General features: G+C 68.5%; 12 protein-coding genes. 3 read left to right on the top strand and 9 right to left on the bottom strand.

The genetic code is table 11. The features are described 5' to 3' along the window. Nucleotides 1-30 precede the first annotated feature (30 nt). A complete protein-coding gene (locus ACFFN1_RS05165; RefSeq protein WP_376839246.1) occupies nt 31-2898 on the top strand; it encodes an immunoglobulin-like domain-containing protein in 2868 nt (955 codons plus the stop codon). 32 nt (nt 2899-2930) lie between these two features. Here ACFFN1_RS05165 and ACFFN1_RS05160 read toward each other — a convergent pair whose 3' ends face one another. Genes ACFFN1_RS05160 through ACFFN1_RS05150 form a run of 3 tightly spaced genes read right to left on the bottom strand, consistent with a single transcriptional unit; the run spans nt 2931 to nt 4578 of the window. Next, the gene (locus ACFFN1_RS05160; RefSeq protein ID WP_376839244.1) at nt 2931-3071 is read right to left on the bottom strand and encodes a hypothetical protein; all 141 of its coding nucleotides are present in this window, start codon (nt 3069-3071) and stop codon (nt 2931-2933) included. Continuing rightward, nucleotides 3068-3643: a CDP-alcohol phosphatidyltransferase family protein gene (locus ACFFN1_RS05155; protein ID WP_376839242.1), complete on the bottom strand. Its 576-nt coding sequence runs from the start codon at nt 3641-3643 to the stop codon at nt 3068-3070. Before ACFFN1_RS05155 ends, ACFFN1_RS05160 begins: the two co-directional genes overlap by 4 nt. Next, nucleotides 3640-4578, bottom strand: a complete 939-nt coding sequence (locus ACFFN1_RS05150) for an ABC transporter substrate-binding protein (protein ID WP_376839240.1) — start codon at nt 4576-4578, stop codon at nt 3640-3642. The genes ACFFN1_RS05155 and ACFFN1_RS05150 overlap by 4 nt, the downstream gene beginning before the upstream one ends. Before the next feature lie 501 nt (nt 4579-5079). Between ACFFN1_RS05150 and ACFFN1_RS05145 the strand changes: the two genes are divergently transcribed. Next, entirely contained in the window at nt 5080-6462 is a 1383-nt protein-coding gene (locus ACFFN1_RS05145) for a C45 family autoproteolytic acyltransferase/hydrolase (RefSeq protein WP_376839239.1), read from the top strand. 84 nt (nt 6463-6546) lie between these two features. Next, on the top strand, nt 6547-8874 hold the full coding sequence (locus tag ACFFN1_RS05140; protein WP_376839237.1) for a thioredoxin domain-containing protein: 2328 nt from the start codon (nt 6547-6549) through the stop codon (nt 8872-8874). 56 nt (nt 8875-8930) lie between these two features. Here ACFFN1_RS05140 and ACFFN1_RS05135 read toward each other — a convergent pair whose 3' ends face one another. From ACFFN1_RS05135 to ACFFN1_RS05110, 6 genes are all read right to left on the bottom strand, one after another. After that, entirely contained in the window at nt 8931-9731 is an 801-nt protein-coding gene (locus ACFFN1_RS05135; RefSeq protein ID WP_376839235.1) for a VOC family protein, read from the bottom strand. Nucleotides 9732-9742: 11 nt separating this feature from the next. After that, nucleotides 9743-10222 (bottom strand): VOC family protein, encoded by a 480-nt coding sequence (locus ACFFN1_RS05130; RefSeq protein WP_376839233.1) that lies wholly within the window; start codon nt 10220-10222, stop codon nt 9743-9745. Nucleotides 10223-10264: 42 nt separating this feature from the next. Beyond that, on the bottom strand, nt 10265-11068 hold the full coding sequence (locus ACFFN1_RS05125; protein ID WP_376839231.1) for a VOC family protein: 804 nt from the start codon (nt 11066-11068) through the stop codon (nt 10265-10267). Between the two features lie 112 nt (nt 11069-11180). After that, nucleotides 11181-11906 (bottom strand): helix-turn-helix transcriptional regulator, encoded by a 726-nt coding sequence (locus ACFFN1_RS05120; protein ID WP_376839230.1) that lies wholly within the window; start codon nt 11904-11906, stop codon nt 11181-11183. Between the two features lie 167 nt (nt 11907-12073). Next, nucleotides 12074-12622, bottom strand: coding sequence for an endonuclease domain-containing protein (locus tag ACFFN1_RS05115; protein ID WP_376839228.1), 549 nt, complete (start codon nt 12620-12622; stop codon nt 12074-12076). 614 nt (nt 12623-13236) lie between these two features. Next, on the bottom strand, nt 13237-14157 hold the full coding sequence (locus tag ACFFN1_RS05110; RefSeq protein ID WP_376839226.1) for a class I SAM-dependent methyltransferase: 921 nt from the start codon (nt 14155-14157) through the stop codon (nt 13237-13239). Nucleotides 14158-14169 lie beyond the last annotated feature (12 nt).

Genomic DNA, 14169 nt, shown 5'->3' with positions numbered 1-14169 from the left:
ATGCACGCCTCTTGAGCCGAAATGAGAGACATGATCCGACTGACATCCCTCCGCGCAGCCTGCGGCGGACTGCTGTCCCTGGCCCTGGCCGGCGCCGGTGTCGCCGCGACCGCAGTCCCGTCCGCTGCCGCCCCCGACACCGAGCTCATCACCAGCGGCACCACCGAATGGCGCTACCTCGATGACGGCACCGACCCCGCCGACGGGCTGCCCGGCCGCACCGACTGGACCGCCGCAGACTTCGACGACACCGCCTGGCAGACCGCTGCCGGCAGCTTCGGTGCCCTGCGCGGTGAGAAGAAGCAGCTCTCCGGCGGGCACACCCCGGACAACCTGCTCACCCAGTACAAGGACGGCACGGTTGAGAACCACGAGGCGTTCTTCTTCCGCACCACCATCGACGTCGACGCCGCTGATCTCGAAGGAGACAAGCAGCTGACCGGTTCGGTGCTCTACGACGACGCCGCTGTGGTCTTCGTCAACGGTGAGAAGGTCGCAGGCTTCGACGACGGGGGCATCGACTACCCGGCCGACGGCGAGGGACGCAACCTCGTCTACGGCGGCTCGAACTCCTCGGCGCCGAAGACCGGCCGCATCGACGTCGACGCCGATGTGCTCACCGCCGGTGAGAACACCATCGCCGTTCAGCTCCATCAGGGCCGGGCCACCAGCTCCGACATCTACCTCGACGTCTCCGACTTGAGCCTGAGCGCACCGGAGGAGAAGCCGGTGCACCACTCGCTGCTGCTGGGCATCGGCTCCGACCCCAGCGAACGCTACATCTCCTGGTTCACCACCTCCGGTGTCGATGAGTCCGTGCAGTTCGCAGCCGGTGAGCACACCGAGATGCCCGCCGACGCGCAGACCGTCGCCCCGGTCACCCGCGGCAGGAGCGAAGTCGCCGGCGAAGAGTACGTCCACGCGACCCTGACCGGGCTCACGCCTGGCACCTATTCCTACCGGGTCGGTTCCGAGGCCGGCGGCTGGACCGACATCGAGCAGTTCCGCGTCTACGAGAACACGCTTGAACACGAGTTCACGTTCATGGGTGACGCCCAGATCGGCGCCTCGGGCAACGTCGAGAAGGACCGCGCCGGCTGGCAGGCCACCCTCGATGCCGCCAACGAGATGTACCCGAACGCCCAGTTCATGTACTCCGCAGGCGACCAGGTGCAGACCTACGCCGGTGACGCCGGCGAATACCGCGCCTACCTGGACCCGAAGCAGATGCGCACCCAGGCCTCAGCACAGACCCTGGGCAACCACGACTACAACCGCACGAAGATCCAGGAACTGTACGGCCAGCATTTCCATCAACCGAACATGTGGGACGGTGACCCGAGCAAGGGCACCTACTGGTTCAAGTACAACGGCGTCCTGCACCTCAACATCAGCACCGAGGACCGCGGCCGCTACGACGACTACCGCGCCTACCTTAAGCAGATCATCGCCGAGCAGTCCCACGACACCCACTGGACGGTGCTGACCTTCCATCGCTCGATCTTCTCCTCCGGTGCCACCCACTCGCAGTCGCTGACGACCAAGGGTCTGCGCGAGGGCATCGCCCCGATCGTCAAGGATCTGCCCATCGACCTGGTGCTCGCCGGACACGACCACAGCTACACACGCACCCACCTCATGGACGGCACCACCCCGGTGCTGCCTGAAGGCGACGGCGCAGGCGCAGCTGACTACGCGGCGACCCCGGACACCAACCCGGACGACGGCCACGACATCGTCCATCCCAAGGACGGCCAGGTCATCTACATCACCGCGAACTCCTCCTCGGGCTCGAAGTACTACGAGCTCGTGCCGGACGGACTGGTGCCGTGGAAGCACACGAACAGCCAGAACTACACCCCGCAGTTCACCAACGTCGACGTCAAGGAATGCTCGATCACCTCGACGACGATGACCCACACCGGCGACCAGGTCGACAAGGTCGAGCTCGTCAAGGACAAGGCAGCCCCGACGATCACCCACCCTGGTGACACGACCGTGCGCCTCGGCGCCGACTTCGATCCGATGGCCGGCGTCGAGGTCTCGGATGCCTGCAGCGACGTGACCGTCAGCGACATCACCGTCACCGGTGAGGTCGACACCTCGACCCCGGGAGACTACAAGCTGACCTACACGGTCACCGACTCCTCGGGCAATGAGGCCAAGGCCACCCGCACGATCACCGTGGCCGCCGGTGACGACCCGACCGAGAAGCCGACCGAAGACCCAACTGAGAAGCCGACGGACGATCCCACCGGTGAGCCGACGGATGAGCCGACGGATCCCTCGGATGACCCGAGCGAGCCGAGCGAGGATCCCACCGACCCGACCGACGACCCGACTGACAGCGTGCGCGAACTGACCGTCACCCCGGAGACGATCACCGCCGCCGACTTCGTCAAGGACGGTGCCGTCGAGATCGTCGCCCGCGGCTGCACGCCCGGCAGCACCGCAACCGTCACCGTCGAACCGGAGGGCTCAGGCGTCACGGCGTTCACCGACACGGCGACCGCCGATGAGACCGGCGCGGCCGCGTTCGCTGTCTTCGGTGAGAACGCCGAGACCCCGGAGGCCTACCTCGGCAGCTACGACGTCACCGTCCGGTGTGAAGGCGGAGACGATCTGACCGGCCGGTTCACCGTCGTCGCAGCAGATGACGGCGAAGACGACGGATCCGACGACGACGGCCGGGATGACAACGGCAAGGACGATGACGGCCAGGGCGGCGGTGACCGCGACGGCGACGGCAAGCGCGATGACCGTGACCGCGACTCCGACGGCCGTGAGCTGCCGCGCACCGGCAGCGACATCGGCTGGGCGCTCGCCGCTGGCGGCGGCCTCGTCGCACTCGGTGCCGGCGTCTTCGCCCTCGCCCGCCGCAGGACGAACCTGAGCTGATGACCCGCCAGCCACCAGCCTGAGCCACCAGCTCAGCCACGGCCGACAGAGACGCGGCCGCATCCACCGGTGCGGCCGCGTTCTGGTGCCTGGGCAACCCAGCCGGCCACCACCTCGGGACCGGTGACCACCGCCTCGGGACCGGTGACCACCGCCTCGGGACCGGGACTCACGCGGCGGGGCGCTGCCGGCCGAGGCGGATGAGCATGAGTGCGTAGTGGATGCCGGCGGCCAGGTGCAGCACGACGCCGACGCTCAGCAGCGCGAGCGCGATCGCGCCGACCGGGGTGTCGGCCAGCACGCGGGCGGTACCGGCGAGCAGCAGCGGCAGGCCGGTCATGATGAGCGCGGTGCGGATCTTGCCCAGCCAGGTCACGCGCGAGGACGCGGTCGCGTGGAGGCGGGTGGCGCCGACGATGCCGAGGCCGACGTCCGTGAGCACGATGACGAGCAGCATCCACAGCGGCAGGATCCCGAAGACCGTCATCGCCAGACAGATGAGGGCAATACCCAGGCGGTCGGCGACGGGGTCGAGGATCGCGCCGACCCGGGAGGTCATGTCCCAGCGGCGGGCGATGAACCCGTCGATCCAGTCGGTGGCGCCGAAGACGGCCAGCGCGACGGTGGCGAGGATGCGGCCGTCGGGGTCGCGCATGAGCCAGATGACGAGGGGCACCAGCAGCACCAGGCGGGCGACGCTGATGAAGTTCGGCAGGGTGAAGACGCCGTGGCGTGAGAGCGTCATGACAGCAGCTCCTTGTCCTGCAGCCAGTCGCGGGCGATCGGCCCGGTCTCATTCATACCGTAGTGGCTGAGCCCGTTGAGGTGCTGCAGCTCGGTGGTGTCGAGGCGCAGGTTCACCCGCGCGAGCGCTTCGGTGAAGTGCGGATGCAGGCTGGGCACGACGAGCGGGGTGATGAGCTGCGCGAGGACGAGCATGCGGGGATCAGCCAGCGGCAGGAAGGTGTCGCTCTCCAGGGCCGGGTCCGCAGCGGAGATGAAGGCGACCTGCACCTCACCACTGGTGAGCATGTCGCGGGCGGCGATCGTGTCCCCGGGAATCGTGTCGATGTACTCCGCCTTGACCCCGTAGGTCTCCTCCAGCCCGCGCGGGCCGTACGGGCGGCGGCGCACATGCGCTCCGGCGGCGATCTTCAGCGGCTCGTCGAGATCGCGCAGCTCGCCGATGTCAACGAGCCGCCGCTCGTGACCGAACTCGCGCAGGACGACGAAGCGCTCGTGATCGGCCGCCTCGGCGGGGGTGAGCACGCGCAGGTTCGTCGGCAGCGCCGACTGCAGCGCCAGCTGAATCTGGGCGGAGTCCACCTCGCGGAGGTCGGGCCGGAAGTACTGCAGCAGATGCCCGCCGTACTCGGGGAACACCTCGAGCCCGCCGGCCATGAAGGTCGGCAGATAGTCCTCCCGCTGCCCGAGCATGAACTGCCGGTCCACCTCGGCGCCGGCATGCTCCAGGGCCTGTGCGTAGATCTCCGCGACGACGACGCTCGAATAGTACGACTGCGACCCCACCCGCACGCGTGTGCCCGGCTCCGGCCGCGACTCCTGCGGCGGCTGGACGAGCGGCTCGGTGAGCACACACCCGGACAGCAGGGTGCTGCCGGCTGCCGCGGCAGTGAGTCCGGCTGCGGTGAGGAACCGCCGCCGAGGCAGTGGGGCCATGGCCTGGACACCTGCCTTTCGTACGCGGGATGGTGGGTGATTCTCCGTTTCTGAGTGTATCGACGGCAGATGAGCAGAACCTGGCTGAGGTGGGGTGGTGCGGGGCTGTGGGGCGCTGCGGTGCTGCCGGGACGTGAGCTGCAGCGGGGCGCTCATTCTGCGGCGGGGCTGCCGGGACGTGAGCAGCAGCGGTGAAGGGCTGTCGGGATCGCCGGTTCCGGCGCCGGAAAGCGGCCCGCCACAAAAGAGTGTTCAAACTTCGATGGAGAATCGGCCTTTTCACCATCGAAGTTTGAACACTCTTTTCACCAAGCCGGCCAGAATGCCGCTCGACAGCCGCCGGAGCCTCAGCCACGAGGGCCGTACCTCCCAGGGCTGCGCGCAATCCACATCAGCCGCGCCGTCCAGCCACCTAAGCCCTACCGGCCGCCTCAGCCCCGCCAGCCCGGGCGCTGAGACGCCCCCTTGACCAGGCCGAACACTCGCTGGAAGCATGAAGCCATGGATCCTGCGCAGATGTTCACCCAGCCCCTGGCCCCACCCGCCGAAGCCACGCCCCGCACGCTGACGATCAGCGGAGGCACACCTCGGGAGCGGGGGCAGGCACGCGGGCAGGCAGCCAGCGCAGACATCGCACGTGCGGTTGCTGGCTATTCGGCGCTGTTCACCGCCTGTCAGATCCCGCTGCAGGCCCAGCGCTACGCCTCTGAGGCCTCGCTGACCGCACTGCAGGCGTGGGATCCGGCGCAGGTCGAGGAGCTGCGCGGGGTGGCGGAGGCCGCAGCCGAGACAGGCGCCGCCTTCGACGGTCAGCCGCTTGAGCTGTGGCATGTGGGGCTCGTCGTCGCCCGAACCGAGATCCTCACCCTGGCCGCGGACCCGAGCGCGGAGTGCTCGACGGTCGTGTATTCGGCGCCGGGGCAGACGGTCGGCGTGCAGACCTGGGACTGGCATGCGGAGTTCGCCGATCTCTGGCACTACCAGCAGGTCGGTGCGCACACCAGCAGCGATGCGCCTGACGACGCTCCGAGCCTGGCCTATGCCGGCTTCGCCGAATACGGCATGCTCGGCAAGATCGGGCTCAACTCCGCCGGCGTGGGCGTCATGCTCAACATCCTCAAGAACCGCGACGACGCCGCCGGTGGGGTGCCGGTCCATGCGATCCTCGCCGGCGTGCTCAACCGCGCCCGCAGTGTCGCGGAGGCGTGTGCGATCATCGACTCCGCCCACACGACCTCGTCGTCGATCATCACCGTCGTCGGCCCGGACGAAGCCGTGATGGCGGAGATCAGCCCGCACCGTACGAGCTTCCTGCGCTCCGACACCGAGGTGGTGGCCCTCGACGGCGCGCCGGTGACCCCTGGCGGCCCGGTCCAGAGCCCCGTTCGCTTCCCGCGCGGATCCAGTGAGGGGTCCGGCGGCTACCTCATCCACACCAACCACTTCATCGCCGTGGACCAGCAGGAGGGCGCGCTGCCGCTGTCCGGTGAGACCAACTCGGTGGAGCGCATCGGCCTGCTGAGCACGCGGCTGCACCACCATGTCGCTGCCGCCGGAGCCGAGGACGCCGTGCACCCGAGCACCGAGCAGCTCCAGCGGCTCATGTGCACCGGCGGGGATGACGCCCCGGTGTGCAAGAGCCCCGATCTGAGCCTGGGCTTCGGCGAGCATGCGGCCACACTCGTGAGCGTTGCCATCGACCCGAACGCCGGCACCATCCGGATGTCTCCGGGCAGCCCCGCCGACCTCTTCGGCACAGACGGCACCGGCACCTCGGGCCCGGCGGCAGCGACCAGTACCGGAGACCCCGCGGCGGTAGCGAGCGGCACCGGCACCTCGGGCCCGGCGGTGACCGAGTTCCAGGTGCGCGACATCCCCGCGTGAAACTGCGTGAGACACTGAACACCCACAGCGCGGCGGCCTCGGCGCGCGGCCGGGGCGCAGCCGCACGAGGGAAGGAGGCCGGTCGTGGCCAACAGACTCCGCGATTCCCGCAGCCCGTACCTGCGCCAGCACGCCGATAACCCCGTCGACTGGTGGCCGTGGTGCGCGGAGGCCTTCGCCGAGGCGCGGAGGCGCGACGTCCCGGTGCTCGTGTCGATCGGCTACTCCACCTGCCATTGGTGCCACGTCATGGCCGCCGAGTCCTTCGCCGACGCGGAGACCGCCGCCCAGCTCAACGCCGACTACGTCAGCATCAAGGTCGACCGCGAGGAGCTGCCGACCGTCGACGCCTACTACATGGACGCGCTGCAGGCGATGCGCGGCGCCGGTGGCTGGCCGATGACTGTCATGGTCGACCACGACGGCCGGCCGTTCTTCACCGGTACGTACTTTCCGCCGCGCCCGCGGCCGGGGCAGCCCGCTTTCCGGCAGGTGCTCTCGGCGGTGTCCGAGACCTGGCGGACCGAACGCGAGCGCGTCGACGGGATCGCCTCGCATCTGACCGATGCGTTGGCAGCTGTGCATGAGAAGGTCGCCGCGAGTCTGCCCGCCGGTGCCGCCGCCGAGGTGCCGGGAACCGAGGAGCTCACCGCAGCTGTCGAGATGCTCGAGGGCGGCTTCGACTCGTGCACCGGCGGGTTCGGGCAGGCGCCGAAGTTCCCGCCGCTCATGACGATGATGCAGCTGATCGCGCATGTCGCTCGGGTCGGGGGCGCTGGCGGCGGTGGCGATTCCGGCGGTGGAGCCGAGGCCGGCAGCGGGGCGCGGGCGCTGCGCATGGTGCGCACCACGATGTCCCACATCGCCGCCGGCGGCATGCGCGACCAGGTCGAAGGCGGCATCGCCCGGTACAGCGTCGACGGGCAGTGGCATGTGCCGCACTTCGAGAAGATGCTCTACGACAACGCCCTCTACATCCGTGCGACCACCGCCTGGTTCCGACTCGAGCAGTGGCTGGCCGACGGGGGAGGAACCGGTGCCCAGCTCGCCGCCCGGTACGCGACGCTGGCCGCCCGCGAAGCCCGCGAGACCATCGCCTATCTGCGCACCACACTCACGCCCGAGGGCACCTTCGCGGCGGCCATCGACGCCGATTCGCTCGACGACCACGGCCGGTCAGTCGAAGGCGCGTACTACACCGTCGCCGCTGCCGACATGCAAGACGCCTTTCCCACCGGAAGCCTCTTCACCGCCGCCGGCAATGTTGAGAGCCGCAGCGTCGTCACCGCCCCGGCGATCCTCGACTGGCTGGACTCCGCGCAGGATGCCCAGACCCCGCCGTGGGAGGGCGAGCAGGTTGAAGCCGACCGGCAGCTGCTGCTCGATATGCGCGCCGAGCGGGCCTTCCCGCATGTCGATGACAAGACGGTCACCGAGTGGAACGCACTCGCCGTCACCGCCCTGGCCGAGGCCTCGCTCGTGTTCGCAGAGCCCGATTACGCTGACACCGCGCGCGAGGTGTTCACCGCCCTGCTGGCCACCGCCGACCTGCCGGCCGGTCGGCTGCCGCGCAGCTCTGCAGCCGGCAAGCCGGGGGACAATGCCGGCGGGCTGGGCGACTGGGCTGGCGTGGGCCGGGCCGCGATCGCACTCGAGCTCCTCGACGCCGGCCGCCGCCACGCAGTCGGCGACAACCTCGGCATCGCCGTCGCTGCCGCCGGGCATATCCGTGCCCACTTCGTCGATACGATCAGCGAGCCGATGCGCTGCACGGATGGCACCGATCCGGTCATCGGCATCAGCACCTCGGACCCGGTCGACAACGCCACCCCGGCAGGCCGCACCGCAGCAGCGGAGCTGTTCCTGCTGCTGGCCGAACTCATCGTCCCGGCCACCGGCTGGCGGGAACCCGGTGCCGGAGAGGCCGGTGACGCCAATGATCGCGAGAGTGATGGGGACGACTACGACGACCGTTGCAGTGACGGCGACCGCTCCGGCGACGGAAGCCGGCCTGGGGGAGGCACGCGCGGCGACCGTGCCGAGACCGGTGGAAAACCGCGGCCGCGCGGCGCCGCAGAGCTCGGCGCTGAGGCCAGCGACATCGTCTACGGGCTGCTGAGCGTCTACCGCCCGCTCATCCAGGAGGCCCCGCGCGGCTGCGGCTGGGCGCTGTACCTGTCCGAACTCCTCGAATCCCGGATGGTGCACGTCACGACCGCCAGCCGCACGCTCGCCGAACGCGCTGCCCGGTATCCGCTCGTCGCCGTCGTCGAGATCGCCGCAGAAGGTCCCGGCGGATCCGTGCCCAAATCAGGGGCCACAGTCTGCCGGGACGCCATCTGCCTGCCGCCGCTGTCCGACGAGCAAGCACTCGGCCGGCAGCTCGACCGGCTCTCCCCGCCGCGCAGCTGAGCTGAGCGGGGAGGTCACCGCCGCCTCGGGAACGGTACCGAAGCCGAGGGCGCCGGTCACTGCCCGTTGAGTACGAACTCCGCCCCACACGGGTCAGTGACATGGGCGAACGCCCCGAACGGGGTGCTCCCGGTCGCCCCGATCGCGGCGCCGAGGCGCTCGGCTGCCTCGCAGCCGACGGCGACCTCCGGGGTGTGGAAGTAGATGAGCCAGCGGGAGGACTGCTCCGGGTCCGGCATCGTCGCGGCATCGGCGAGCCCGCACACCACCGGGCAGGGCGTGCCGCCGTCCAAGGTGCCGGTCGGAGAGCCGTTGGTGACATAGCGGGCGCCGCCGTGGACGGCGCCGGTGCGATCGACGAGCGCCCAGTCGAAGACATTGCGGTAGAACTCCGCGGTGGCGTCGAAGGCGGTGCTGCGGCACTCGAACCAGGCCGGGGTGCCAGGCGCATGCGGCAGGTCGAAACCGGTGATGGTGCCCGGCTGCCACACGTTGACCGTCGCGCCGCCGGGATCGTCGACGAAGATGAGAGCACCGGTCTCGCCGGGGCTCGGGGCCTCGTGCGGCTGCGCGCCGGCCGCCCGGGCGCGCTCGGCGGTGCGAGTGAGGTCATCGGAGCGCAGGTACACCCCGAAGCTGCTCGGCCACTGCTGCCCGGCAGGATCGGTCATCCCGCGGGTGTCGACGAAACCGCCGACAGTGTGGCCGGCAGAGGTGATGATGGAGAACTCGTCGGGCCCGGCCGGCGGTGCGAACTCCCAGCCGAAGAGACGGTGGTAGAAGTCCTGCGAGCGGTCGGGATCGGGTGAGCCGAGGTCGAGCCAGCACGGTGCTCCGGAGCGGAAATCACCAGTCATGGACCGTCCTTTCACGCGCCTCGGCCAGCGGCTTCGAGGGCGGTGATGTCGAGCTTGTGCATCTGCATCATCGCCTGGATCTGCTCATCCGTCCGCACGAGCTCGGACATGTTCGCCGGTACGATCTGCCAGCTGAGGCCGAACCTGTCCTTGCACCAGCCGCACTGCTCGGATTCGGGCACGTGCGACAGCGCGCTCCAGTAGTAGTCGATCTCGTCTTGATCTTTGCACTGGACGGCGAAGGAGACCGCCTCGGAGAGCCGGAACGCCGGCCCGCCATCGAGGAAGATGAACGAGACCCCGTTGAGGACGAACTCCCCAGTGAGCACTTTGCCCTGCATTCCAGCGAAGTGCTCACTGAGGGACTCATCGGGGTATTCGGTGATGGAGATGATGCGTGAGTTGGGGAAGACGCTGACGTAATGCTCCATCGCCTCCCTGGCGTTCGAGTCGAACCACAGGCATGGGCTGATCGGGAGGGTGGAGGTCATGGCGTTTCCCTACAGGTGATGGGGTGGCTGCGGCCGGGCTGGTCAGAGCTCGTTGAGCATGAAGTCGGCGCCCTGCGGGTCGGTGACCTGGCAGAAGCGGCCGAACGGCGACTGGCCGATCTCCCCGGGTGTGGCGCCAAGACGCTGGGCGGTCTCCAGCGTCGCGTCGAGATCCTTCGTGCCGAAGAAGACCGACCACGTCGACTTCTGGAATTCCGGTGGCATGGCGGCGGCGTCGACGAGTCCGCAGACGGCTTCGCACTGGGTGCCGTCGGGCAGCGTCCCGGTGGCCGAGCCGTTGGTGGCATAGCGCGGGTTGCCTTCCGGCATGCCGTCCATCTCTACGATGGCCCAGTCGAAGACTTCGCGGTAGAAGTCGGCTGAGGCGTCGAAGTCGGTGCTGCGGCATTCGAACCACACCGGCGTGCCGTGGGTGAGCGGCAGTTCGAAGCCGGTGACCTGGTTCGGCTGCCAGGCGTTCAGGCATGCGCCGGACGGATCGGCCATGACGGACATCGAGCCGGCATCGCCCGCCTGCTCATGGTCGATGTACACGGTGCCGCGTTCGCGGGCCTTCGCGACTGTCGAGGCGAGGTCGTCGGTGTGGAGGTAGACGTCGAATCGTGTGGGGATCTCGCCGCCTTCCGGGCAGGTCATGCCGGAGACATCCATCAGCCCGCCGACGGTGCTGCCATCTGCGGTGATGAGGTGGTAATGGTTCATCTCGGCGCCGAGGTCGTTGAACTCCCAGCCGAAGAGCTCGCGGTAGAAGTCGAGGGAGCCGTTGAGGTCATGGGTTCCGAGGTCGAGCCAGCAGGGAGCGCCGGTGCGGTACAGAGGTGACATGATGCAATCCAATCGCAGTAGGGCCATCGGTCACGGCCTGGTGATGCCAATCTATGGCGGCGGAGCGTGGTGATGTGTGTCCGTTTTTGCGGTCTTGCCGCTCAGCGGAACATCAGTGCGACGGAGCCAGCGCCGGCAGGGCTGCCAGCAAGGGGACCGACGGCTGCGGGGCCGGGCCGAAGGTCAGAGTGATGTGCTGGGCTGAGGTCACCGGTTGCCGGTGGACGGCGACGACGGGAGCCGATGGTGCCAGGTGGTCAACCACCTCGGCGGCGGCATCGACACTGAAGCCGAGCAGCCACGGGGCGCCGGCGCACAGCGGCAGGCGGATGCGCTCCTGACCTCGGCACAGCACACCGGCCAGCGGCAGGCCGATGGGCGCTGGCGTTGGGAACCAGCCGATCCACATGAGCGGTGGCAGGCGCAGCCCGGACGGCGGAGCGTCGATGTCGATGGTGACGTGTGCGGCTTTCGGATCCCCGATGGAGAACGGGGCCGGTGAGCGGTCGGCGACCTGGTCGGCGAGGGTGCGGAAGGCCGCCGGGCTGGTGCCGACTGCCTTGCGGAACCGGCGGGTGAACGAAGACACCGAGGTGAAACCGACCTGCGTGCACACGTCGACGACGGCGTCATTGCCGGTCAGCAGCAGGTTCTTGGCGGCGTGGAAGCGCAGCGCGGCGAGGAACCGGCCAGGCGGGGTGTGCGTGGCGGCGGCGAACGTGCGGGTGAAGTGGAAGGGACTGTAGCCGAGGTGGTCGGCGATGTCGGCAACGCTGATGTCCTCCGCAAGGTGTTCCATGGCGAAGGCAACGGCGCGCATTGCCATGTCGGTGCTCACATCTGTGACAGTACTCCGTGGGCGGGCGCTTGTCACTGGTCGATTCGGATGGTGGGTGGCCGGGCGGCGGGTGCGAATGGATGGTGTGGGCCGTGGGTGGTCAGCTGGCGGCTGGTGTGCACGGTGCTGGCAGCCGGTGTGCGGCTGTGGGCGGTCAGCTGGCGCGGTCAGCCTGGGTGGGGGTGGGCGGCGGACTTCTGGCGCCGGCGGATGAGCGCGGCGCGAACATCGTGGACGACCCTGCTCATGTCGCTGCGACGGGTGACCCGGATGACTGTCCAGCCAAGCTGCTCCAGTGTCTGCAGGCGGGTGATGTCGCGGTTGTACTGGTCTTCATCACCGCGGTGGTGATCGCCGTCGTATTCGACTGCGACCTTCTCTCGCCGATAGGCCATATCAAGCAGGTAGTAGTAGCCGGTGGCGGGATTGTCGACGCTGACAGACACCTCGGGTTCGGGCAGGCCGGCGTCGATGAGGTTGAGGCGCACGCGGGTCTCCTGCGGCGAATCGACTCCGGGTCGGGCGCGGTGGAGCGCCTCTATGGCGAGCTTGCGGCCGGGATAGCGTCGGGTTCCGACGATGAGTCTCGATAGCTCGACTGGTGTGAGCTGGGGCGGGCCGTGCCAGCGGCCGAGCACAGCGTCGAAGCACTGGACGAGTTCAAGGAAGCCGAGCTGACCGGCGAGGTCGAGAAGAGTCTGTTTGATGGTGGCCAACCGGAAGGCCGCAAGTGTGACGTGGCTGGTGTTCGCTACATGCCTGCACATGACCCATGGCCGTCTGATGATCGGCTCTGATCGATGAACGCTGATCTCAAGCTTGCGCGGACGGTGACGAAGCGGCAGGCCGTGCAGAATTGCTGCCGAGCGTCCGGCGACCACAGCGTGGGGTGAAACGGCCGCCAGCGCTGAGGCCGCTTCGTATGTGTTCAGCCAGTCGTCACCGGCCCAGGTGGGGACGAGTAGCCGGACTGGGCCGGCAGGGTGTGCGAAGATGCCGCGTCCGAACCGAGTCTGGAGTTGGGTCCGGCGGCGCCGGGATACTGGGTGCGCCGCGAAGTAGTCTCCGGACACGAATCGCGGAATGTCCGCAGGTATTGACTGCTCAGACCTGTTTCGACTGCTCATGGAGCTAGGATCGCCGCTCTACGGTGAGAGTGGGAGGCGTCTGCTGAATCTGTGGATAAGTCGCCTTCGCAGCAGTATGTGCAGTTCGTGTGGAATCGAGGACTCTCCATTCCACACGAAAAGCACGCGGATGAGCGGTTTCGTGTGCATTTCGTGTCGAAACTACACCCGTAGATTCTGCACGAAGCGCACACCGGGGGAATCTATACCGGTCGGTGCCCGATTCCGACGAGCGTGCTGGTGTTGAGCGTGGTGAATCCATCGCGGTGGAGGCCAGCGAGGAAGTCCGATCGAACCTCTTCGATCTGCTCATCGCTCAGCCCGGTGAGCATGCTGCGGAACCCTGACCCGGTGATGACCAGCCAGGCAAGCTCGTCATCGAGCTCCAGGTTCCGTTCCTGCACGGTGACGGTCACGTCGATCAGGCCGAGACCTTCCATCCACAGGCCGAAGGCGTCCTGGGTGTCGATCTGGTCGAAGCTGAGTTCGGTCTTGTTACCGGCAACCGTGTCGCCATCAGTCTCACCGGCCGCAGTGTCGCCGGCGCCATCCCCTCGGGCATGGGCATCCGCTCCATCGTGCCCGTCATCCTCTCGGGCAGACTTCGCGTACGCAGGGTCGGGCAGCTTCTCGTCTCTCACCCGCTGGATCGAGTGGAAGGCCCGCATGCCGATGTCGGCCATGACCCCGTGATCCCACACTGACAGCATCAGTCGCCCACCAGGCCGCAGCCGGCTCACCAGCTGGTGTGATCCCGCCGTGAAATCCGGGAAGAACATGATCCCGAGCACGCACTGCACGAGGTCGTACTCACCGGGCTGGCCGAATTCCAGCACATCCGCCTGGTGTGCATGCACCTGCTCCAGCCTGCGCTCGCTCACCTGCTGACGCAGCGCATCGAGCAGCCCGCCCGCGAGGTCGACGGCGTCGACGCGTCCATCGCCTCCGACCGCGGCAGCTGCCGGCAGCGCAGAGGAGCCGATCCCGGAGCACGCGTCGAGAACCCGCTCACCGGGTTGGGGGTCGGCGGCCTGGACGGCGTCCGTGCCGATGCGATCCCACAGGTGCGGGGCGAGGCGGGAGTAGTCAGCGGCGGCGTCGGTGAAGTGCTGCGAGTCGACCATGGTTGCACTGTA

This window comes from Brevibacterium otitidis (genome assembly GCF_042429315.1).
Lineage (GTDB): Bacteria > Actinomycetota > Actinomycetes > Actinomycetales > Brevibacteriaceae > Brevibacterium > Brevibacterium otitidis.
The sequence above is the reverse complement of the archived record's forward strand: the minus strand, read 5'-3'. Positions and strand labels throughout refer to the sequence as shown.